Annotated in this window: 18 protein-coding genes; 10 read left to right on the plus strand and 8 right to left on the minus strand. The window is 70.1% G+C overall.

Features of this window, described 5'->3' with window-relative positions; translation table 11 throughout:
* Nucleotides 1-150: 150 nt before the first annotated feature.
* Nucleotides 151-1,908: an arginine--tRNA ligase gene (argS, locus tag MFF64_RS12400; protein WP_099906586.1), complete on the minus strand. Its 1,758-nt coding sequence runs from the start codon at nt 1,906-1,908 to the stop codon at nt 151-153.
* A gap of 215 nt (nt 1,909-2,123) precedes the next feature.
* Here argS and serS point away from each other — a divergent pair, with 215 nt between their 5' ends.
* From serS to MFF64_RS12420, 4 genes are all read left to right on the plus strand, one after another.
* On the plus strand, nt 2,124-3,467 hold the full coding sequence (gene serS / locus MFF64_RS12405) for a serine--tRNA ligase (protein WP_099906588.1): 1,344 nt from the start codon (nt 2,124-2,126) through the stop codon (nt 3,465-3,467).
* The gene (gene surE / locus MFF64_RS12410) at nt 3,467-4,228 is read left to right on the plus strand and encodes a 5'/3'-nucleotidase SurE (RefSeq protein WP_238190956.1); all 762 of its coding nucleotides are present in this window, start codon (nt 3,467-3,469) and stop codon (nt 4,226-4,228) included. The genes serS and surE overlap by 1 nt, the downstream gene beginning before the upstream one ends.
* The gene (locus MFF64_RS12415; protein WP_238190959.1) at nt 4,225-4,917 is read left to right on the plus strand and encodes a protein-L-isoaspartate O-methyltransferase family protein; all 693 of its coding nucleotides are present in this window, start codon (nt 4,225-4,227) and stop codon (nt 4,915-4,917) included. The genes surE and MFF64_RS12415 overlap by 4 nt, the downstream gene beginning before the upstream one ends.
* Nucleotides 4,918-5,098: 181 nt before the next feature.
* Nucleotides 5,099-6,730, plus strand: a complete 1,632-nt coding sequence (locus MFF64_RS12420) for a peptidoglycan DD-metalloendopeptidase family protein (RefSeq protein WP_238190961.1) — start codon at nt 5,099-5,101, stop codon at nt 6,728-6,730.
* Between the two features lie 175 nt (nt 6,731-6,905).
* Here MFF64_RS12420 and MFF64_RS12425 read toward each other — a convergent pair whose 3' ends face one another.
* Nucleotides 6,906-7,802, minus strand: a complete 897-nt coding sequence (locus MFF64_RS12425; RefSeq protein WP_238190964.1) for an ATP-binding protein — start codon at nt 7,800-7,802, stop codon at nt 6,906-6,908.
* A gap of 212 nt (nt 7,803-8,014) precedes the next feature.
* Here MFF64_RS12425 and yajC point away from each other — a divergent pair, with 212 nt between their 5' ends.
* The 5 genes from yajC to MFF64_RS12450 all read left to right on the plus strand — a co-directional run bounded on the left by yajC (nt 8,015) and on the right by MFF64_RS12450 (nt 12,342).
* Nucleotides 8,015-8,344, plus strand: coding sequence for a preprotein translocase subunit YajC (gene yajC, locus MFF64_RS12430; protein ID WP_048454004.1), 330 nt, complete (start codon nt 8,015-8,017; stop codon nt 8,342-8,344).
* Nucleotides 8,345-8,434: 90 nt separating this feature from the next.
* Nucleotides 8,435-10,042, plus strand: coding sequence for a protein translocase subunit SecD (secD, locus tag MFF64_RS12435; RefSeq protein WP_099903070.1), 1,608 nt, complete (start codon nt 8,435-8,437; stop codon nt 10,040-10,042).
* 86 nt (nt 10,043-10,128) lie between these two features.
* Nucleotides 10,129-11,076 (plus strand): protein translocase subunit SecF, encoded by a 948-nt coding sequence (gene secF / locus MFF64_RS12440; protein ID WP_238190966.1) that lies wholly within the window; start codon nt 10,129-10,131, stop codon nt 11,074-11,076.
* Nucleotides 11,076-11,465 carry an Mth938-like domain-containing protein gene (locus MFF64_RS12445; RefSeq protein WP_099902143.1) on the plus strand — a complete coding sequence of 130 codons (390 nt, stop codon included), beginning with the start codon at nt 11,076-11,078 and terminating at the stop codon, nt 11,463-11,465. Before secF ends, MFF64_RS12445 begins: the two co-directional genes overlap by 1 nt.
* A 10-nt stretch (nt 11,466-11,475) precedes the next feature.
* Nucleotides 11,476-12,342, plus strand: coding sequence for a phytoene/squalene synthase family protein (locus MFF64_RS12450; protein ID WP_099902141.1), 867 nt, complete (start codon nt 11,476-11,478; stop codon nt 12,340-12,342).
* A gap of 216 nt (nt 12,343-12,558) precedes the next feature.
* Here the strand turns inward: MFF64_RS12450 and trmFO are convergent, their stop codons facing one another.
* The 6 genes from trmFO to MFF64_RS12480 all read right to left on the minus strand — a co-directional run bounded on the left by trmFO (nt 12,559) and on the right by MFF64_RS12480 (nt 21,037).
* Entirely contained in the window at nt 12,559-13,986 is a 1,428-nt protein-coding gene (trmFO, locus tag MFF64_RS12455) for a methylenetetrahydrofolate--tRNA-(uracil(54)-C(5))-methyltransferase (FADH(2)-oxidizing) TrmFO (protein ID WP_238190968.1), read from the minus strand.
* A gap of 172 nt (nt 13,987-14,158) precedes the next feature.
* Nucleotides 14,159-14,308 (minus strand): DUF1127 domain-containing protein, encoded by a 150-nt coding sequence (locus tag MFF64_RS12460; RefSeq protein ID WP_082173034.1) that lies wholly within the window; start codon nt 14,306-14,308, stop codon nt 14,159-14,161.
* A 516-nt stretch (nt 14,309-14,824) separates the two neighbouring features.
* Nucleotides 14,825-15,796: a S1C family serine protease gene (locus MFF64_RS12465; RefSeq protein ID WP_099907355.1), complete on the minus strand. Its 972-nt coding sequence runs from the start codon at nt 15,794-15,796 to the stop codon at nt 14,825-14,827.
* 223 nt (nt 15,797-16,019) lie between these two features.
* Nucleotides 16,020-17,018 carry a transporter family protein gene (locus MFF64_RS12470; RefSeq protein ID WP_099907358.1) on the minus strand — a complete coding sequence of 333 codons (999 nt, stop codon included), beginning with the start codon at nt 17,016-17,018 and terminating at the stop codon, nt 16,020-16,022.
* A gap of 347 nt (nt 17,019-17,365) precedes the next feature.
* Nucleotides 17,366-20,356, minus strand: coding sequence for an excinuclease ABC subunit UvrA (gene uvrA, locus MFF64_RS12475; RefSeq protein ID WP_099907360.1), 2,991 nt, complete (start codon nt 20,354-20,356; stop codon nt 17,366-17,368).
* A 216-nt stretch (nt 20,357-20,572) separates the two neighbouring features.
* Complete coding sequence (locus MFF64_RS12480; protein WP_099907363.1) at nt 20,573-21,037, minus strand: Lrp/AsnC family transcriptional regulator; 465 nt, start codon at nt 21,035-21,037, stop codon at nt 20,573-20,575.
* 166 nt (nt 21,038-21,203) lie between these two features.
* Here MFF64_RS12480 and MFF64_RS12485 point away from each other — a divergent pair, with 166 nt between their 5' ends.
* Nucleotides 21,204-22,214, plus strand: coding sequence for a 1-aminocyclopropane-1-carboxylate deaminase (locus MFF64_RS12485; RefSeq protein ID WP_099907365.1), 1,011 nt, complete (start codon nt 21,204-21,206; stop codon nt 22,212-22,214).
* Nucleotides 22,215-22,376: the final 162 nt, after the last annotated feature.

Here is a 22,376-nt window from a genome sequence, read left to right on the forward strand (position 1 = left end):
CTCACCGCGCGTCGGGCTCGGCTCGGCGGCACCGGCCGCCGGTCCCGATATGGGAAGGGCGGCCGTCAGATCCCATCGCTCGCGTCCCGCCGCTGCGGCACCTGCGGGGCGCCGCGACGTCCGGTCGCGCTCCGATCCCGAGGCGACGCCTCAGCGCATCTCGTCGGGCGCGCCGACGCCGAGGATCCCGAGATTGGACGCGACCACGCCCTTGAGGGCAGCGACGAGGGCCAGCCTCGCCTCGGTGGACTTTCTGTCGGTTTGATTAACAAACCGTAATTGCGGCAAGTCTTTGCCCTTGTTCCAGAAACTATGGAACGCGCTGGCCAGCTCGTAGAGGTGGAAGGCCAGCCGGTGCGGCTCGTGCGCGGCGGCGGCCGCCTCGATCACGCGGGGCACCTGGGCGATCAGCCGCATCATCTCGAGCTCGCCCGGATCGGTCAGGCCCGAGAGGTCGGCCGCGGCGAGGGAGGCCGGCGACAGGTCGAGGTCGGGGAAGGCCTCGCGGGCCTGGCGGAACACCGAGGCCGCGCGGGCATGGGCGTACTGGACGTAGAAGACCGGGTTGTCCTTCGACTGCTCGACCACCTTGGCGAGGTCGAAATCGAGGGTGGCGTCGTTCTTGCGGTAGAGCATCATGAACCGCACGGGGTCGCGCCCGACCTCGTCGATCACCTCGCGCAGGGTGACGAACTCGCCCGCCCGCTTCGACATCTTCACCGGCTCGCCGCCGCGCAGGAGCCGCACCAATTGGCACAGCTTGACGTCGAGGGCGGCCTTCCCGTCGGAGACCGCCTTCACCGCCGCCTGCATGCGCTTGACGTAGCCGCCATGATCGGCGCCGAGCACGTCGATCAGCTCCACCGCGCCGCGGTCGACCTTCGAGCGGTGATAGGCGATGTCGGAGGCGAAGTAGGTGAAGCTGCCGTCGGATTTCAGCAGCGGCCGGTCGATGTCGTCGCCGAAGGCGGTGGCGCGGAACAGCGTCTGCTCGCGGTCCTCCCAATCCTCGGGCAGCTGGCCCTTCGGCGGGGGCAGGCGGCCCTCGTAGACGAGGCCCTTGGCGCGCAGGTCCGCGATCAGCGCCGCCACCGCGCCGCCGTCGCCGTTGCCCTGAAGGGTGCGCTCGGAGAAGAACACATCGTGGCGGATGCCCAGCGCCGCCAGGTCCTCGCGGATGCGGTCCATCATCCGGTCGATGGCGAAGCCGCGCACCAGCGGCAGCCACTCGGCCTCGGGCTTGTCGCGGAGCGCGTCGCCGTACTGCTCCTTCAGTGCCTCGCCGACGGGCACGAGGTAATCGCCCGGATAGAGGCCCTCGGGAATCGTCACCGTCTCGCCGAGCGCCTCGCGGTAGCGCAGGAAGGCCGAGCGGGCGAGCACGTCGACCTGGGCGCCGGCATCGTTGATGTAGTACTCGCGGGTCACGTCGCGGCCGGCGGCGACCAGGAGGTTCGCCAAGGCGTCGCCGAACACCGCGCCGCGGCCGTGGCCGACATGCATCGGACCGGTCGGGTTGGCCGAGACGTACTCGACATTGACCCCGCCCGGTGTGGGGGCGCCGCGCCCGTAGGCCTCGCCCTCGCGCAGGACCGCCCGCACAACCTCGCCGTAGATCGTGGGATCGAGCCGCAGGTTGATGAAGCCCGGCCCGGCGACGCTCGCTTCCGTCACGCGGGGATCCTGGCGCAGCTCGGCGGCCAGCGCCTCGGCCAGGGCTTTCGGGTTGGTGCGGGCTTCCTTCGCCAGCACCAGGGCGGCGTTGGTGGCGAGATCGCCGTGGCTCGAATCGCGCGGCGGCTCGACCACGACGCGGGCGCGGTCCAGCCCCTCCGGCAGGGTGCCGGCGCGGGTGAGCGTCTCGAGCGCCTCGCCGATGCGGGCCTCGAAGGCGGCGAAGATGTTCATGCGTTGACCAGTTCTGCAAAGTTCGGGCCGGACGCGGGCGAACCCGCGCCCGGCGCGCCGGGCTCTTCTCACGCCGGGGCGGGCGGCTGCAAGCGGAGCCGTTCGGACGGGACATCCGCTCCTCCCTTGTCGCCGCCGGGCCGATGCTGCAAAGCGTCGGGGCGTCACCGGCCGGAGCGCCTGTCCGGCCCTATGAGAACGATTCGGACTGCGCCATGCACGACATCCGGGCCATCCGCGACAACCCGGCCGCCTTCGACAAGGGCCTGACGAGCCGCGGGCTGGAGCCGCTCTCGGCCGAGCTGATCGGCCTCGACGATGCCCGCAAGGCCGCGATCTCGGCGGCGCAAGGCGCCCAGGAGAAGCGCAACGCCCTGTCGAAGGAGATCGGCGCGGCCAAGAAGGCGAAGGACGAGGCGCGGGCGCAGTCGCTGATGGCGGAGGTCGCCCGGCTGAAGGAAGAGGCGCCGGCGCTCGATGCCGCCGCGGATGCCGCGGCCAAGGTCCTCGCCGAGCGCCTGTCGGCGATCCCCAACATCCCGGGCCCGGACGTCCCGGAGGGCCGCGACGAGCACGACAACGTCGAGAAGAGCCGCTTCGAGGGGCGCGGCCTCGCCCAGGAAGGCCGCCAGCACTTCGAACTCGGCGAGGCCATGGGCCTGATGGATTTCGAGACCGCCGCCAAGCTCTCCGGCTCGCGCTTCGTGGTGCTGAAAGGCCAGATCGCCCGGCTGGAACGGGCGCTCGGCCAGTTCATGCTCGACCTGCATACCGGTGAGCACGGCTATACCGAGGTGGTGCCGCCGCTCCTCGTGCGCGACGAGGCGATGTTCGGCACGGCTCAGCTGCCGAAGTTCCGCGACGATCAATTCGCGGCGGTCCAGGGCTCGCCCGAGATCGCCCAGGAGAGCGGCGCGCCGAACCGCTGGTTGATCCCGACGGCGGAGGTCCCGCTCACCAACCTGGTGCGCGAATCGATCCTCGCCGAGGACGAGCTGCCCCTGCGCTTCACAGCCCTCACTCCCTGCTTCCGGGCCGAGGCCGGGGCTGCGGGGCGCGACACCCGCGGGATGCTGCGCCAGCACCAGTTCAGCAAGGTCGAGTTGGTCTCGATCACCGCGCCCGAGCGCTCGGCCGAGGAGCACGAGCGGATGCTGTCTTGCGCCGAGGCCGTGCTCAAGCGCCTCGACATCCCCTTCCGGGTGGTCACGCTCTGCACCGGCGACATGGGCTTCGCCTCGGCCAAGACCTACGACATCGAGGCCTGGCTGCCGGGGCAGAAGACCTACCGCGAGATCTCGTCCTGCTCGGTCTGCGGCGACTTCCAGGCCCGCCGGATGGAGGCGCGCTACCGCCCGCGCGAGGGCAAGGGGGTGAGCTACGTCCACACCCTCAACGGCTCGGGCGTCGCGGTCGGCCGCGCGCTCATCGCCGTGATGGAGAATTACCAGAACCCCGACGGCAGCATCACGATTCCGTCGGCCCTCGCGCCCTACATGGGTGGGCTCAACCGCATCGAAGGCGCGGGCGGGCTCACCCAGAACGAAGGAAAGCGCTGATGCGCATTCTCGTCACCAACGACGACGGCATCCACGCGCCGGGCCTGCGCTGCCTGGAGGAGATCGCCCGCGAGCTCTCGGACGACGTCTGGATCGTTGCGCCGGAGACCGACCAGAGCGGCGTGTCGCACTCCCTGTCGCTGAACGATCCGCTTCGCCTGCGCCAGGCCGGCGAGAAGCGCTATGCGGTGAAGGGCACGCCCTCCGACTGCATCATCATGGGCATCCGCCACATCCTGAAGGAGCACGGGCCCGACCTCGTGCTCTCGGGCGTCAACCGCGGCCAGAACGTCGCCGAGGACGTGACCTATTCGGGCACCATCGCGGGCGCCATGGAGGCGACGATCCTCGGCGTGCGGGCGATCGCGCTGAGCCAGGCCTACGGCGCCGGCGGGCGCGCCAACGTGAAGTGGCATACGGCGGCCCAGCACGGCGCCTCGGTGATCCGGCGCGTGCTGGAGGTCGGGATCGAGCCCGGCATCCTGGTCAACGTCAACTTCCCGGATTGCGAGCCCGACGCGGTCAAGGGCATTGCGGTCGCGGCGCAAGGGGTGCGCAACCAGGCGCTGCTCTCCCTCGACGAGCGGGTCGACGGGCGCGGCAACCCGTATTTCTGGCTCGCCTTCGCCAAGGCGCGGTTCGAGCCGGGCCACGGCACCGACCTGAAGGCGATCGCCGACGGCTGCATCTCGGTGACCCCCCTGCGCCTCGACCTCACCGACGAGCCGACGCTGACGCGCTTCGCCCAGGCCTTCGCGTGAACCAGGACGACGCGCCGGACGCCGCCGGACAGGAGCCCGCCGAGGAGGCGTCCGGCGCGGTCGAGACCGCGGCCTTCGTGCTGGGCCTGCGCGCCCGCGGCGTGCGCGACGCCGCGGTGCTCGGCGCGATGGAGCGGGTGCCGCGGGAGGCCTTCGCGCCGCTCGCCTTCCGCGACCTCGCCCGCCGCGACCTCGCCCTGCCGCTGCCCTGCGGCCAGACCATGACGGCGCCGAGCGTCATCGCCACGATGCTGGCGGCGCTCAACCCGCAGGGAGCCCGGGTGCTCGAGATCGGCACCGGGTCGGGCTACGCCACGGCCCTGCTGCTGCGCTTGGGATGCGCCGAGGTGGTCAGCCTGGAGCGCTACGCCACGCTGGCCCGCAACGCCCGCTCGCGCCTCGACGCCCTGGGCTTCGGCGCCGCGATGGTCGGCCTTGCCGATGGCTGCGCCCCGCCGGAGGAAGCTGGCACCTTCGACCGGATCCTGGTCAATGGCAGGCTCCGCGACCTGCCTCAGGCCCTCATCGACCGCCTGAATCCCGGGGGCCGCCTCGTCGGGGCCCTCGACACCCCCGCCGGCCCCCGTCTCGTCGCCATCGCCCAGGAGACCGACGGCCCGTGGCGGCAGGTGCGCGAGACGCCCCTGCGCATCGGCCCGCTGACGCCCGGCCTCGCGGCTTACCTCTGACCGGCCTCTCCCCTCCGGCTCGCCGCGCCTCCAACCCGCCTATGCCGGAATCCAGCCCTCAGCGTGAAGGCAAGGAACCGCGCTGCAACGGAAGCTTAACCTGAATCCGCTTTGAATCCGCTTCATACGGTTGCGTGGATGTACGGGTGCGTCGATGCCGGATCGCGGGACAGGCAAGGGGATGCGGGCGCTGTCGCGCTTCGCCCTCATCGGGCTGATCGGGGGCGCCTCGGCGGCCTGCAGCACCGATGCGGTGCGGCTCGACCCGTTCTCGAACCCGTTCTCATCGAGTGCGAGCGGGGATCCGGGCGCCACCGGCAGCCTGCCCGAGGGTGGGGCGGTGGCGCCGGCCGTGCGCTCGACGCCGATCCAGTCGCGGCCGCTCTCGGCCCCGCTGGCCGCCGCGCCGCTGTCGAACCGCCAGGTCTCCGCCCCGGTGCAGACGCCGCGCGTCGCTGCGGCCGCTCCGGTGACCGGCGGCCCGGCCGGCTGGTCTGCCACCGGCGGCACGACCATCACGGTCGGCGCCAATGACAGCCTCAACCAGATGTCGACCCGCTTCGGCGTGCCCGCCGCGGCGATCCTGCAGGCCAACGGCCTGTCGAGCGCCGCGCAGGTCACTCCCGGCCGTCAGATCGTGATTCCGGTCTACCACGCCGGCGGCGTGCCCGCGATGAGCGCCCGGGCGGTGCCGGCCGCGCCGGCGCCCCGGATGCCGGTCGCCGAGACGCGTCCTGCCGAGCCTGTGCGCCGGGTCGCCGAGGTCGCACCCCGTCCCGAGCCCGTCCGCCGCGAGCCTCCGCGCCGCGAGCCGGAGCCCGAGCCCGAGCCGGTCCGCAAGGTGCATGCCCGCCCCGGTCAGGCCGAGGCGAAGCCGGTGGCGCCCGCCGCCGCTGAGCGCGCCGCCAAGCTGAACCCGCGCAAGCCCGAGCCGCGCGACGAGGACGAGGAGAAGGTCGCCACCAAGCCGCAGCGGCCCGAGCCGAAGGTCGCGGCCAAGCACGACCCGAAGGTGACCGCCAAGGTCGTCGCGCGCCAGCAGGAAGACGAGGAGGACGAGAAGGTCTCCGCCAAGCCGCAGCGCCCGGAGCCGAAGGCCGTCGCCAAGGCGCCCGAGAAGAAGCCGGACCCGAAGGTCGTCGAGAAGCCGAAGCCCGAGGTCAAGAAGGTCGCCGAGGCGAAGGTCGAGCCCAAGAAGCCCGAGCACAAGCCCGAGCCCAAGAAGGTGGAGACCAAGGTCGAGGCCAAGGTCGAGGTGAAAAAGCCGGAGCCGAAGCAGGCCGAGGCGCCGAAGCCCGAGGTCAAGAAAGTCGCCGAGGCGAAGCCCGCGCCCGCGCCGAAACCCGAACCGGTCAAGCCGGTGAAGGTCGCGGCCCTGCCGGAGAAGGCGCCCGAGCCGGCGCCGGCCCCGGCCGTCGCCCCGGCGGCGCCCGCTCCCGATCCGCAATCGAGCTTCCGCTGGCCCGCTCGCGGCCGGGTGATCTCGGGCTACGGCTCGAGCGGCAACGAGGGCATCAACATCGCGGTGCCGGAGGGTACCCCGGTGAAGGCCGCCGAGGAGGGCACCGTGGCCTATGCCGGCAGCGACGTGAAGGGCTACGGCAAGCTGGTCCTGGTGCGCCACGCCAACGGCTACGTCTCGGCCTACGCCCATAACGGCGAGATCGACGTCCGGCCGGGCGAGAAGGTGAAGCGCGGCCAGACCATCGCCAAGTCCGGTGCGTCGGGCAACGTGACCTCGCCGCAGCTCCACTTCGAGATCCGCAAGGGCGCCACCCCGGTCGATCCGGTGCCGCACCTGGCGAGCAACTGAGTTCCGGCAGATCGAGAGGGGAGGCGGGGCGCGTGAGCGTCCCGCCTTTTCGCGCTGAGGTACCCGGAGCTGCCTGTCATTCTCGACGGAGCCGTCATCCTCCGCGCCATCCCGGGGCCGCGCGGCGGAGCCCGGAATGACGTGGTGTCAGGATCGGTCGAGAGAGCGAACGGCGCTACTCCAGCCGCTGCCCCAGCCGCCCCGCGAGATCCTGGATATACTGGAACGCCGTGCGGCCCGACCGGGCCCCGCGGGTCGTCGACCACTCCAGCGCCTCGGCCCGCAGCCGCTCCGGCTCCACTTTGAGGCCGTAGCGGGCCACGTAGGCGTCGATCATCGCCAGGTACTCGTCCTGGCTGCATTTGTGGAAGCCGAGCCAGAGGCCGAACCGGTCGGAGAGCGAGACCTTCTCCTCCACGGCCTCGCCTGGATTGATCGCCGTCGAGCGCTCGTTCTCCATCATGTCGCGGGGCAGGAGATGGCGCCGGTTCGAGGTCGCGTAGAAGATCACGTTATCGGGCCGGCCCTCGATGCCGCCGTCGAGCGCCGCCTTCAGCGACTTGTACGAGGTGTCCTCGGCGTCGAACGACAGGTCGTCGCAGAACACCACGAAGCGGTGGGGATCGGGCCGGAGCCACCCCATCAGGGCGGGCAGGCCCTCGATGTCCTCGCGGTGGATCTCGACCAGCTTCAGCGGGCGCTCCAGCCCCTCCCGGACACCGATCTTGGCGTTGATCTCGGCGTGGACCGCCTTGACCAGCGACGACTTGCCCATGCCGCGGGCCCCCCACAACAGGGCGTTGTTCGCCGGCAGGCCGCGCGCGAAGCGCTCGGTGTTGTCGAACAGGATGTCGCGCATCCGGTCGATGCCGCGCAAAAGCCCCATCTCGACCCGGTTGACCCGCGGCACCGGCTGCAGGCGGCCCTCGGGCTGCCACACGAAGGCGTCGGCCGCCGCGAAATCGGGGGCGGGGCGCGCCGGCGGGGCGGCGCGCTCCAGCGCCGCGGCGATGCGCAGCAGCACGGGGAGCAGGTCGGAAGCGGGGAGGGGGGAGGGGGTCGGGTCGGTCATCGCGGGCGAGCGGGCTCCTTGCGCAGGGGCGGACGTGCGCGTGGCGCCTCTTAATCCCAAGGCGCCGCGAACGAAAACCCGGCCGGATCGGCCGGGGACGCGCCGAACCCCGCCGTTGCTTTCGGGTCGTCCGTGGCTATAGTCCGCGCGCTTTTGCAAGGCCGGCGGGGACCCGCGCGGCCCGATTTCGTCTTGTTCGGGAGACCTCGAGAGTGATCACGCCCGCCTTCGCGCAGGGAGCCGGGGCGACCGGCGGCACGGACATCCTCGTGCAGGTCGTCCCCTTCATCCTGATCTTCGTGATCATGTACTTCCTGATCCTGCGCCCGCAGCAGCGCCGTGCCAAGGAGCACCAGGACATGGTCAAGAACGTGCGCCGCGGCGACACGGTGGTGACCACCGGCGGCATCGTCGGCCGGGTCGCCAAGGTGACCGAGGCCCCGGAGATCGAGGTCGAGATCGCCCCGAACGTGCAGGTCAAGGTGGTCCGCACCATGATCGCCGAGGTCCGGGCCAAGGGCGAGCCGGTCAAGGCCGCCTGAGACGACACTCGACGTGAGGGCGGGCCCGGGCCTACTCCGCCGGGCCGCCCTATCTGACGCACATCTCAAGGACCGGTTGGGACGCCGCGGATGCTCCGTATCTCCACCACGAAGGCCGTCGCGACGCTCGCCGTGATCCTGATCGGCCTGACGCTCGCCGTGCCGAGCTTCTTCACGGCCGATCAGCGCAAGAACTTCATCGCCTCCCTGCCGTCCTGGTTCCCGACCTGGATCGTGCCGACCCGCGCCATCGTGCTCGGCCTCGACCTCCAGGGCGGCTCGCAGATCGTGCTGGAGGTCGACCGCAACGACCTCGGCCGCACCATGGCGCAAGGATTGCGCGACGACGTGCGCCAGGCCCTGCGCGAGGCCGGCGTCCAGGCCGATGGCGGCATCCAGCTGCAGCCGCGCGGCGTGCAGCTGCGCATCAGCGACACTGCGAACCGGGCCAAGGCGATGCCGAAGCTGCAGGCCCTGTCGCAGCCCGTCACCGACGCCACCCTCGGCCAGACCGGCGCCCGCACCCTGGACGTGCGCGAGGAGCCGAACGGCCTGATCCAGCTCACCTACACCGATGCGGGCTTCAACGCCCGGGTGCGCCGCGCGGTCGCCCAAGCGATCGAGGTGGTGCGCCGCCGCGTCGACCTCGGCGGCACCACCGAGCCGTCGATCCAGCAGCAGGGCGCCGACCGCATCCTGGTCCAGGTGCCCGGCCTTCAGGACCCGGCCCGCCTCGAGGAGCAGCTCGGCAAGACCGCCAAGCTCGAGTTCCGCATGCTCGCCGACAGCCCGGCCGGCGACGTCGACATGCTGCCCTCCAAGGACGCCAACGGTCAGCGCGTGCCGGTGGAGCGCCGGGTGATGGCCGATGGCGCTGACCTGACCGACGCCCAGCCGGGCTTCGACCAGAAGTCGAACGAGCCGATCGTCAACTTCAAGTTCAACCTGCGCGGCGCCCAGAAATTCGGTCAGGCGACGAGCGAGAATGTCGGCCGCGCGATGGCGATCGTCCTCGACAACGAGGTCGTGTCGGCGCCTCGCATCCTGCAGCCGATCACCGGCGGCCAGGGCCAGATCTCCGGCCGGTTCACGGTGCAGCAGGCCAACGACCTCTCGGTGCTGCTGCGCGCCGGCGCCCTGCCGGCCAAGCTGACCGTCATCGAGCGCCGCACCGTCGGCCCGGGCCTCGGCCGCGACTCGATCGAGGCCGGCAAGCGCGCCACCCTCGTGGCGACGGTGCTCGTCGTCGTGCTGATGTTCGCCGCCTACGGCGTGTTCGGCCTCTTCGCCAACATCGCGCTCCTCGTCCATGTCGGCCTGATCCTCGGCCTGATGTCGGTGCTGGAAGCGACCATGACGCTCCCGGGCATCGCCGGCATCGTGCTCACCATCGGCACCGCGGTCGATTCCAACGTGCTGATCTACGAGCGCGTGCGGGAAGAGGTCCGGGCCGGCCGCTCGATTCCCTCGGCGCTCCAGGCCGGCTTCGACCGCGCCTTCGCGACCATCGTGGATTCCAACTCCACCATGGCGATCGCCGCGGTGATCCTGTTCTTCCTCGGCTCGGGGCCCGTGCGCGGCTTCGCGGTGGTGTTCATCCTCGGCATCCTGACCACGGTCATCACCGCCGTGACCCTGACCCGGATGATGATCGCCCTGTGGTACCAGCGCCTGCGGCCCAAGACCCTGCCGATCTGACGTGTTTCGGCGGGCGGCCTCGAGAGGCCGCCCGCCTCCGCGCTGCGTCCTCCCGGGCGCGCCGACACCCTCCTTCGAGACCGACGATGCGCCTCCTCCGCCTCTGGCCCGACGAATCCCATTTCGACTTCATGCGCCTGCGGCGCTTCAGCTTCCCGCTCTCGGCGTTCATCTCCGTCGCCACGGTGGTGCTGTTCCTGCAGGTCGGGCTGAATTTCGGCATCGACTTCAAGGGCGGCACCCTCGTCGAACTGCGGCCGAAGCCCGGTGTCACCTCCGATGTCGGCACCGTGCGTCATACCGCCAACGAGTTCGGCTTCGGCGAGACCGAGGTGCAGGAACTCGGCCAGGGCTCGATCTCGGTCCGCTTCCCGCTCCAGGCCGGCGGCGAGACCGGGCAGACCCTGGTGATGCAGAAGGCGCACGCGGCCTTCGACAAGGACTACGCCTTCGACCGAGTCGAGACCGTCGGCCCCCGCGTCTCGGGCGAGCTGGTCCAGTCGGGCACGATCGGCGTCGTGCTGTCCGTCGTGGCGGTGCTGCTCTACCTGTGGTTCCGGTTCGAGCGCGAACTGGCGCTCGGAGCGATCGTCGGCACGCTGCACGACATCGTCATCACGGTCGGGCTGTTCGTGATCACGCGGATCGAGTTCAACATGACCTCGATCGCCGCGATCCTCACCATTGTCGGCTACTCGCTCAACGAGACGGTGGTGGTGTTCGACCGCACCCGCGAGCTGATGCGGCGCTACAAGACCATGCCGACCGAGCAGCTGCTCAACCTGTCGATCAACTCGACCATGTCGCGCACGGTGATGACCGCGGCCTCGACCGCCCTGTCGCTCCTCGCCCTGGTGCTGTTCGGCGGCGAGGCGATCAAGGGCTTCTCGGTGGTGATGCTGGCCGGCGTGGTGATCTGTACCTACTCGGCGATCTTCGTCTCGACCCCGTTCCTGATCTATATCGGGCTCCAGGCCGGCGGCACCCGGACGCAGGCGCGCGACCCCTCGACCCTGCCGCAGGCGGCCGAGTAGTGGCGGGGCCGGAGCGCCTCCACGACGGCTTCGTCCCCGGCCGTCACCCGATCGACGCCTATGGCGGCGGCGGCTTCCGCTTCGCCGAGATGTCGCATCGCGGCTCGATCCTGGCGCTGCCCTCCGGCATCCGCGCCTGGGACGTGGCCGAGCCGGCCGGGATCACGCCCGAGAGCTTAGGGCCCCTCGTGGCCGAGGCGGGAGAGGTCAACCTTCTCCTCCTCGGGACCGGGGCCGAGATCGTGTTCGTGCCCGACGCCCTGCGCCAGTACCTCAAGGCCACCGGCATCGGTCTCGACGTGATGCAGACCGGCGCGGCGGCGCGGACCTACAACATCCTGATGGCCGAGAACCGCAAGGTCGCGGCTGCCCTGATCGCGGTGCCGTGAGCCACACGTCATGAGCCAGCCCGAGACGCGGGACCCGGCCTGGGCCTACGCCCATTGCGAGGCCCTGGTGCGCGAGGGCGACCCGGACCGCTGGTATGCCAGCCTCTACGCCCCGGCCGAGACGCGCCCGCATCTCCACGCGCTCGCGGCGTTCAGCCTGGAGGTGGCGCGTGTGCGGGAGGCGGTGTCGAGCCCGATGCCGGGCGAGCTGCGTCTGCAATGGTGGCGCGACGCGCTTCAGGGCGAGGCGCGGGGCGACGTGCGCGCCCATCCGGTGGCCGCGGCCCTCGACGACACTCTGGTCAAGGCGCGCCTGCCGCGCCAGCCCCTCGTCGACCTGATCGACGCGCGGGTGTTCGACCTCTACGACGACCCGATGCCCTCGACCCGCGACCTCGAAGGCTATTGCGGCGAGACCGCATCCTGCCTGATCCGCCTCGGCAGCCTGATCCTGGCGAACGGCTCCGAGCCCGGCGGCGCCTCGGCCGCGGGCCATGCCGGCGTCGCCTATGCGGTGACGGGTCTCCTGAGGGCGCTGCCCTGGCATGCGCGGCGCGGCCAGGTCTACCTGCCGGCGGACGTGCTCAACGCCCACGGCGTCACCCGCGAGGACATCGTTGCGGGTCGCGGCGGCCCGGGGCTGCTCGGAGCCTGCGCCGACATGCGTGCGCTGGTGCGCCGCCACCTCGCCGCCTATGAGGCCGAGCGGGCGACGATCGCGGCCGTTGCCGCACCGGCGTTCCTGCCGGTCGCCCTCGTCGAGGGCTATCTCGCGCGGATGGAGCGGCCAGGCTACGACCCGCTCGCCAGCGTGATCGAGGTGCCGAACTGGCGTCGGATCTGGCGGTTGTGGTGGGCGGCGCGGTCCGTGCGATAGTGCTCATCGAGAGGTTGACGGCGTGGCGGCGCGTCGAGCGCCCGCGTCACAATCTCGGGTCCCGCTGCCGCACGGAGCCCGTTTCATCAATGTTGCGAACTATCCCACCCGCGACCTCACCCTGAGGTCGCGGGTGGGAATGGGAACCGATCCAGCGGCCTCGAAGACCCGTCATCCATCGTCGGAGGAGACCGTTCACCTCCCGGCGCCCGGTATCTACTCCGCTGCCGCCGGCAGCGGCGCCGGCTCCTCGCCGAGCCATTCGCTCAGCGAGGCCCGCGCCCGGTCGGTCAGGGCCCGCTTCTTGGCCTGCGCCTTCTCGGTGCCCCGGAGGCGCTTGCCGTCCGGGGCCTTCGGCGCCCGGTCGAGGGGCGGGAAGAGGCCGAAATTGACGTTCATCGGCTGGAACGAGCGCGGCGCACCGGCCTCCTCGGCCGAGACGTGCCCACCGGTGATGTGGCCGATGAGCGCCCCCAGGGCGGTCGTCACGGGGAGTGGTTCCAGCGAGCGACCCTGGCGCTCGGCGGCGGCGAAGCGGCCAGCCATCAGGCCGATTGCGGCGCTCTCGACATAGCCCTCGCAGCCGGTGATCTGGCCGGCGAAGCGCAGGCGCGGCTCGGCCTTCAGGCGCAGGGTGGCGTCGAGGAGGCGCGGGCTGTCGAGGTAGGTGTTGCGGTGCAGGCCGCCGAGGCGGGCGAACTCGGCGTTCTCCAGGCCCGGGATCGTGCGGAAGATCCGCACCTGCTCGGCGTGGCGCAGCTTCGTCTGGAAGCCGACCATGTTGTAGAGCGTGCCGAGCGCGTTGTCCTGGCGCAGCTGCACGATGGCGTAGGCCTTGACCGTCGGGTTGTGCGGGTTGGTCAGGCCGAAGGGCTTCATCGGCCCGTGGCGCAGGGTCTCGGGGCCGCGCTCGGCCATCACCTCGATCGGCAGGCAGCCGTCGAAATAGGGGGTCGAGGCCTCCCACTCCTTGAACGAGGTCTTGTCGCCCTCGACGAGGGCCGCGATGAAGGCGGCGTATTGCTCCCGGTCGAGGGGGCAGTTGATGTAGTCGGCCCCGGTGCCGCCCGGTCCCGCCTTGTCGTAGCGGGACTGGAACCAGGCCTTGCCCATGTCGATCGAGTCGCGGTGCACGATCGGCGCGATGGCGTCGAAGAAGGCGAGCGACTCGGCACCGGTGAGGCCGCGGATCCCCTCGGCGAGGCCGGGCGCGGTGAGCGGGCCTGTCGCCACGATCACGCTGTCCCAGGAGGCGGGCGGCAGGCCGTCGATCTCCTCGCGGGCGATGCGGACGTTCGGATGCGCCTCGAGCGCCGCCGTCACGGCCCGGCTGAACCCTTCGCGGTCCACCGCGAGCGCGCCGCCGGCCGGCACCTGGTTGGCGTCGCCGCAACGCATGATCAGCGAGCCGAGGCGGCGCATCTCCTGGTGCAGCAGCCCGACGGCGTTGAGCTCCGCGTCGTCGGAGCGGAACGAGTTCGAGCAGACGAGCTCGGCGAGGCCATCGGTCTGGTGCGCCTCGGTACCGCGCAGGGGCCGCATCTCGTGCAGCACCACGGGCAGGCCGGCCTCGGCGATCTGCCAGGCGGCCTCGGAGCCGGCGAGGCCGCCGCCGACGACGTGAATGGGATCTGATCCGGACATGACGCGGCATATCGGATCGAGCGCCGTCGATGCAACACCGGCGGCCCGATCCAGGAGCCCGGACATGCGAACGCCCGCCGAGAAGGGCGGGCGCGCGAGACGATGGGTAGCCCGAAGGCCTTCGATCGACTTGGGTACGCAGTACGCGTGGACTTGGTACGCTCTCGTCCGCTTACGCGACCGAGCGGGCGATGCCCTGGATCTCGAAGCGGCTGATGCCGAGATCGTCGAGCTCGCGGTCGGACAGACGCGACAGCTCGTGCACGGTCTCACGGTAGCGGAGGTAGGAGCGGATCTTGCTGAGGATGAGGGAGACGAACATCGGACTTGACCTCTGAGCAGGCAGTCGGTGCGAACCGTTTCGGCAACGCCTGCCTGCTTCTGTTGCAACGCACCATATGGGAAATGGCTGCGCTGGTGGGAGATGGAGGCGCGTAAGCCAGCTATGCGCGACTCACATGCAGCGCGCAGGGAATCGTCAACCAACCCCTGTGCCTGCCGATTTGGCAGCACTCTGACGCATGAACCGCAGGGATTTCGGGCATTTAGGCACTATGCTGCACACGCGAAGGACGGTGTGCGGCAAGAGCCTGGGGCGCGGCGCGGGACAGACGGAGCGCAAGCGTGCGGCACCCGGTGATGATCCGATGTGCAGTCTCGTGACGTGCACATCCGGCGCTGGTTCAGGATGCTCGGGGAGGGCCGCCATAGTGCGTAGACTCTCCTTCCGGCGACGGCAGGGCCGTCCGGGGAGAGGAGGACCCCCACGCCACTTCCTTCGCCGAACAGCCCGGCATGGGTGGGGAGAGGAAGGGTGTGCGGGAGACGAGCACCCGGCTCAATGCAGCCGCGGCGCCACCAGGAACGTCGAGCGATCCGCCGACACGACCGGAATGCTCAAGGTCCGCCCGTCGCGGTGCACGGTCAGCGGCACGGTGACGCCGGCCGGCCCGAGCGTCCAGACGGCGCGCAGGAAGCCGGCGAGGTCGTTCACCTCGGTCTGGCCCACCGCCAGCAGGATGTCGCCGGCACGCAGGTCGGCGGTCTCGGCCGGGGCGCGGGGGGAGAGGCCCATCACCACGACCTGGTCGTCCATCTCGGTCGCGTAGAGGCCGAGCCAGGGGCGGGGCGGGCCGGCGACCCGGCCGAGGGTGGTCAGGTCGTGGAGGATCGGCTTCAGGAGGTCGATCGGCACCGCCATGTTGATGGCGCGGCTGTCGCGGCCGCCCTGCTGGAGCTGGAGCGAGCCGATGCCCGTGAGTTCCCCCGCCGGGCCGATCAGCGCCGCGCCGCCCCAATGCGGGTGCGCGGGCGCGGTGAAGATCGCGTCGTCGAGGAGGTACTCCCAGTAGCCGGCGAATTCCTGCCGGGCCACCACCTCGGCGGCCACGGCGCGGGAACGGCCGCCGGCCCCGGCCATCACCAGCCGGTCGCCGATGCGCAGCCCGTCGGCGCTGCCCAGAGCCAAGTGCGGCAGGTCGAGGCGGCCGAGAGCCTGCACCAGGCCGAAGCCGGTGGCGGCGTCGTAGCCCACGACGTGGCCCGGCGCGGTGCGCCCGTCATGAGCGGTGAGCCAGACGCTCTCGGCCTCGGTGATCAGGTAGCCGATGGTGAGCACCAGCCCGTCCTCGCCGATCAGGACGCCGTTGCCGGCCCGCTCGGTGCCGAGGATCTCGGCGGTATAGGCGCCGTCCGGCACCCGCGAGGACAGGGCGACGACGGCGGTCAGGGTCTGGTCGAGGTCGTAGGAATAGGCGGCCGGGCGGGGCTGCACCGCGGAGGGGATCTTCCAGTCGCCGGGCGCCGCCATGATGGCCTCCTGCCGGGGCCTCGAGGCCCCGTGTCACGTCTCGTGCGGCGGGGCGCGCCGCCCCGCCCGTTCGCTCCCGTTATAGGTCGCGGAGCGGGGCCCGACAGGCATGGCGCGTGCACCAACGAACATGGCGCGCACCGACGAAAACGCCCAGCTCGCGGAGCCGGGCGGGAGAGGAGGGGTCTCTTGAAGGATCTCGGGTGATTCTGGACTTCGCGCCTCAGTACTTGCGCACGAGGGGAACGGGCGTCGGCTCGGGCGCCGCCGCGACGGTGTAGAGCGGGGCGATGACGCGGAACCAGCCCTCGGTCGAGTAGGCGTCGCGGTTGGTCGGCAGTCCGGTGACCGGCGAGACCTGCTTCGCGGAGGTGGCGACGTCGCGGGCGATCCAGGCCTGGACCGAGAACTTGCCGAAATCGTAGCCGACGAGGCCGCCGAGGGCGAAGCGGCCGCCGCCGCCTCCCACCACCGTGCCGCAGGTGGCGAAGTTGCCGGCGCAGGGCGTGCCGAGGGGCAGGGGGCCGCGATTCGGCAGGTTGGCGGTGCCGTAGCCGATGGCGCCGATCTCGAACTTGCCGAACTTCTTGGTCGCCGTCAGATCGAGGTTGAGGGCGTCGGTCGGGAACTGGCTGCCGTAGAAGCCCGGAATGCCGTTGCGGCCGCCGAAGCGGGCCGGCGTGTCGTAGAAGTTATAGGTGAGGTTGGCGGTGATGTTCCAGCCGTCGCCGGTATAGCTGATGCCGAAGCCCTGGCGGTAGGTGTTCGAGGCCAGGATCGGCAGGCCGCCGCCGCGGCCGGCATTCAGCTCGTTGAGGTAGACGCCGGACAGGTAGCTCACGCCGACATTGTTGCCGAGATCCCAGGCGAAGATGCCGCCGACGAAGGTGCCGACATTGATGCTGGTGTCGCGGCCGCCCGCATTTCGGGAGAAGGTGAAGATGGTCGGCGGGGCGATCACCGCCTCGAAGCGGGCGCCGAGAACCTTCCAGGGCGTTGACCACACCAGGACCGGGACGTTGACCGCGGTGTCGGTCGAGGTCGCGTTCGGCCCGTCGGGGCTGCGATAGGTGAAGGTGTTGATCGCGTAGACACCCTCGGGCAGCGGCGCGCCGATCGCGAGGCCGACCTGCTCGCCCGGCACCGTCGTGGTCTGCGCGTAGGACGCCGTCGCGGTCAGCGACAGGGCAGCCGCCCCCGCGGCCAGCCAATACTTGACCATGAGCTTTCCTTCCCAAGTCCTCATCCGGGCCGATGCGCACAGATGGAATGCCGATGCTGCACGTTATCGATGCGTGCTTGCTTCGGCAGGTCTCGCGGTGTCGGCCGTGTGGCACAGTCTGAACGATCTTATGTTCTGACGGTCACGCTCGAAATGCCAGTCTTTTGCTCGGCTGCGATGCAGACCATGCCGATGCGTTGCGCAAATGACGCATTTTCGTCATGCGGCAGCGCATTTGTACTTTGGTGGTACTGGACAGGAAGACGCGCAGAATCGTCGACTTGCTGCGCCGCACAGGCGGTTCGGACGCCTGTGCGCTCATGCTTCGCGGGCGTTTCCGCGCGAAACTACTCGGCCGCCTGCTTGCTGGCCGCCGGCTTGCGGGTCCGCGGCGCTTTCGGGGCCGTGGCCGGCTTGGATGCAGGACGACGGGCGAGGACCTCGCGCAGGAAGCGGCCGGTATGGCTGGCTTCCGAGGCGGCGATGTCCTCCGGCGTGCCTTGCGCCACGATGGTGCCGCCGCCGTCGCCGCCCTCGGGTCCCATGTCGATCACCCAGTCGGCGGTCTTGATGACCTCCAGGTTGTGCTCGATCACCACGACGCTGTTGCCCTGGTCGACCAGTTCGTGCAGCACCTCCATCAGCTTGGCGACGTCGTGGAAGTGCAGGCCGGTGGTCGGCTCGTCGAGAATGTAGAGGGTGCGGCCGGTGGCACGCTTCGACAGCTCCTTGGAGAGCTTCACCCTTTGCGCCTCGCCGCCCGACAGGGTGGTGGCCTGCTGGCCGACCCGGACGTAGCCGAGGCCGACCCGGGCCAGGGTCTCGAGCTTCTCGCGGATCGCCGGCACCGCCTTGAACAGCTCGGCCGCCTCCTCCACCGTCATGTCGAGCACGTCTGCGATCGAGCGCTCGCGGTACTTCACCTCCAGGGTCTCGCGGTCGTAGCGTTTGCCCTTGCAGACGTCGCAGGTGACGTAGACGTCGGGCAGGAAGTGCATCTCGATCTTGATGACGCCGTCGCCCGAGCAGGCCTCGCAGCGCCCGCCCTTGACGTTGAACGAGAACCGGCCCGGCTGGTAGCCCCGGGCCTTGGCTTCGGGCAGGCCGGCGAACCAGTCGCGGATCGGCGTGAAGGCGCCGATATACGTCGCCGGGTTCGAGCGCGGGGTGCGGCCGATCGGCGACTGGTCGATGTCGATGACCTTGTCGAGGTGCTCCAGCCCCTCGATGCGGTCATGGGGGGCGGGGTGTTCGAGCGCACCGTTGAGCTTGCGCGCCACCGCCTTGTAGAGCGTGTCGACGACGAGGGTCGACTTGCCGCCTCCCGACACCCCGGTGATGCAGGTGAAGGTGCCGAGCGGGATCTCGGCGGTCACGTCCTTCAGGTTGTTGCCGCGGGCGCCGACGAGGCGCAGCATCTGCGACTCGGGCGCCTCGACCTTGGCGGCAGGGTTGCGCTTGGCCTTGCGCCGGCTCTTCGGCACCCGCACCGAGAGCGCGCCGGTGAGGTATTTGGCGGTCAGCGAGTTCGGGTCGGCCAGCAGCTCGGGCGGAGTGCCTTGCGCCACGATCTGCCCGCCATGGATGCCGGCGCCGGGCCCGACGTCGACGACGTAGTCGGCTTGCAGGATCGCGTCCTCGTCGTGCTCGACCACGATGACGGAATTGCCGAGGTCGCGCAGGCGCTTCAGCGTGCCGAGCAGGCGCTCGTTGTCGCGCTGGTGCAGGCCGATCGAGGGCTCGTCGAGGACGTAGAGGACGCCGGTGAGCCCCGAGCCGATCTGCGAGGCGAGGCGGATGCGCTGGCTCTCGCCGCCCGACAGCGAGCCCGAGCCCCGGGCGAGCGTGAGGTATTCGAGCCCCACATCGACCAGGAAGGTCAGCCGGTCGCGGATCTCCTTGAGGATGCGGGCCGCGATCTCGTTCTGTTTCTGGCTCAGATGCTCGGGCAGCTCGCCGAACCAGCGGTGGGCGTCGCGCACCGAGAGCACCGTGGCGTCGCCGATGTCGAAGCCCGCGATCTTCACCGCCAGCGCCTCGGGCTTCAGGCGCTTGCCGCTGCAGGCCGAGCACGGCGTCTCGGCCATGAACCGGCCGATGTCTTCCCGCGCCGTGTCGCTGTCGGTCTCCTTGTAGCGCCGCTCCAGGTTCGGGATCACGCCCTCGAACGGCTTCGAGACCTCGTAGGCGCGTAAGCCGTCATTGTAGGCGAAGCGGATCTCGTCGCCGTCCGAGCCGTAGAGCACCACCTGGCGGGCGGCCTCGGTGAGCTTGCCCCAGGGCGTGTCGGTGCGGAAGCGGTAGTGCTTCGCCAGCGCCTCCAGGGTCTGGCCGTAATAGGGCGAGGTCGATTTCGCCCAGGGCGCGACGGCGCCGCGGGCCGGGCTCAAGGCCTCGTCGGCGATGACCAGCGTCGGGTCGATCCGCATCTCGTGGCCGATGCCGCCGCAGGTCGGGCAGGCGCCGAACGGGTTGTTGAACGAGAACAGCCGCGGCTCGATCTCCGGAATCGTGAAGCCGGAGACCGGGCAGGCGAAGCGCGACGAGAAGGTGATCGGCTCGGGAGCCGCGCCTTCCTCGGGCGTATCCGCGAAGGCCACGACCGCGATGCCGTCGGCGAGCTCCAGCGCGGTCTCGAACGAATCGGCCAGCCGCGAGGCCATGTCGGCCCGCACCACGATCCGGTCGACCACCACGTCGATGTCGTGCTTCAGCTTCTTGTCGAGCTTCGGCACGTCGTCGATGGCGTAGTACTCGCCGTCGATGCGCAGGCGCTGGAAGCCCTTCTTCTGGAACTCGGCGATCTCCTTGCGGTACTCGCCCTTGCGGCCGCGCACCACCGGCGCGAGGAGGTAGAGCCGGGTCTTCTCCGGCAGGGCCAGCACCCGGTCGACCATCTGGCTGACGGTCTGGCTCTCGATCGGCAGGCCGGTGGCGGGGGAATAAGGGATGCCGACCCGCGCCCACAGGAGGCGCATGTAATCGTAGATCTCGGTGACGGTGCCGACCGTCGAGCGCGGGTTCTTCGAGGTGGTCTTCTGCTCGATCGAGATCGCCGGCGACAGCCCGTCGATCTGGTCGACGTCGGGTTTGGCCATCATCTCGAGGAACTGGCGCGCATAGGCCGAGAGCGATTCGACGTAGCGACGCTGCCCCTCGGCATAGATGGTGTCGAAGGCGAGCGACGACTTGCCCGAACCCGACAGCCCGGTGAACACCACCAGCTTGTCGCGCGGGATCGTCAGGTCGACGTTCTTCAGGTTGTGCTCGCGGGCGCCCCGCACCGCGATCACGCGGCCCTCCGCGGAACGGTCGAAGAGCTTGTCGAGAGAGGCCATGCAGGAAGGCTCCGGGCCGCCGCCGACGAGGCGCGGCCAGGCTTGGTGGGACCGGGGACCGGCCGGGCGCCCGCGATGCCGAGAACCCTGTCGACCGTATGGCTGACCAGATGGGGCCGACCCTACGGATAACCAGATGGGCTCCCGGGCCAAGGCTCCGGGTAAGTCTTCGGCAAGGACTAGAACAAACTGCGTACAGCGGCAACCGCCGCGATCTCACAAGCTGAGCGGCGCGTTGTCGATCACCTCCTTCATGACGAAGAAGGTCCGGGTCTGGCGCACCCCGGGCAGGGCGATCAGGATCTCGCTGTGCATCCGGTTGAAGTCGGCCATGTCGGAGACGCGGATCTTGAGGAAGTAGTCGAAGTCGCCGGCGACGAGGTGGCAATCGAGGAGCGTCGGCATGGCCAAAGCCGCGGCCTCGAAGGCCGAGAAGCTCTCGGGCGTCGAGCGGTCGAGCACCACGCCGACGAGGACCAGGGAACCGCGCCCGACCTTGTCCGGCGCCACCACCCCGCGCACGCCGCGCAGGTATCCCTCGTCAAACAGGCGCTGGGTGCGGCGATGGCAGGTCGCCGGGCTGGTGTTGACGCGCTTGGCGAGCTCGGCGTTGCCGATCCGGCCATCCTCTTGCAGCAGACGGAGAATTTTCACGTCGATGCGGTCGAGCCCGTCGGGCATGAAAGATCCTTCCGCGTGGCAGCCTATCCACGGAAGCCTCTAGCACGTCGGACCGGTCTAGATGTCGACGGGGATCAAAAATCGCGTGAGTTCGAGAGCACCTTCCAAAAAAGGCCTGCTAAATTGAACCCGGCTTCCACACAGGACCCCGGCGATGACCCCATCGATGCTGTCGCAGTTCGAGCGCTATCCCCTGACCTTCGGCCCGACCCCGATCGAGCACCTGCCGCGGCTGACCGCGCATCTCGGCGGCGACGTGCAGATCTACGCCAAGCGCGACGACTGCAATTCGGGTCTCGCCTATGGCGGCAACAAGCTGCGCAAGCTCGAATACATCGTGCCGGACGCGATCGCCTCGGGTGCCGACACCCTGGTGTCGATCGGCGGCGTGCAGTCGAATCACACCCGCATGGTGGCGGCGGTGGCGGCCAAGATCGGCATGAAGTGCCGGGTGATCCAGGAAGCCTGGGTGCCGCACGAGGACGCTGTCTACGACCGGGTCGGCAACATCATGCTGACGCGGATCATGGGCGCCGAGTCGCAGCTCGTGGATGAAGGCTTCGATATCGGCATCCGCGACAGCTGGAAGCAGGCGGTCGAGGACGTGAAGGCCAAGGGCGGCAAGCCCTACGCGATCCCCGCCGGGGCCTCGGTGCACAAGTTCGGCGGCCTCGGCTATGTCGGCTTCGCTGAGGAAGTCCGCAAGCAGGAGGCCGAGCTGGGCCTTCACTTCGACTACATCGTGGTCTGCACCGTCACCGGCTCGACCCATGCGGGCATGCTGGTCGGCTTCAAGCCCGACGGCCGGGCCCGCCACGTCATCGGCATCGACGCCTCCTGCACCCCGGCCCAGACCAAGGCGCAGGTGCTGGAGATCGCGCAGAAGACCGCGGCGCTGGTGGGTGCGGGCGAGATCGTGGCCGACGACGTGGTGCTCAAGGAGGACTACGCCTATCCGGTCTACGGCGTGCCATCGAAGGAGACGGTCGAGGCGATCCGCCTCGCGGCCCGGCTCGAGGCGATGATCACCGACCCGGTCTACGAGGGCAAGTCGATGCAGGGCCTGATCGACCTCGTTCAGAAGGGCTTCTTCCCCAAGGGCTCGAAGGTGCTCTACGCCCATCTCGGCGGCGCGCCGGCCCTGAACGGCTACAGCTACACGTTCCGCAACGGGTGAGCGGGGCGGGGGCCTGTTCGGCCTCCTGTCTTGCAGAACGAGCGGCTTGCCACCCTCCGCGCCATCCCGGGGCCGCACAGCGAAGCCTCGGGTGACCTCATACCGCCGCACCTTCGAACGGACGCGTTCGAAGGTGCCAGGCAAGCCCGAACGGGCGCCGGC

Origin of the sequence: Methylobacterium frigidaeris (assembly GCF_022179185.1) — a bacterium.
Lineage (GTDB): Bacteria > Pseudomonadota > Alphaproteobacteria > Rhizobiales > Beijerinckiaceae > Methylobacterium > Methylobacterium frigidaeris.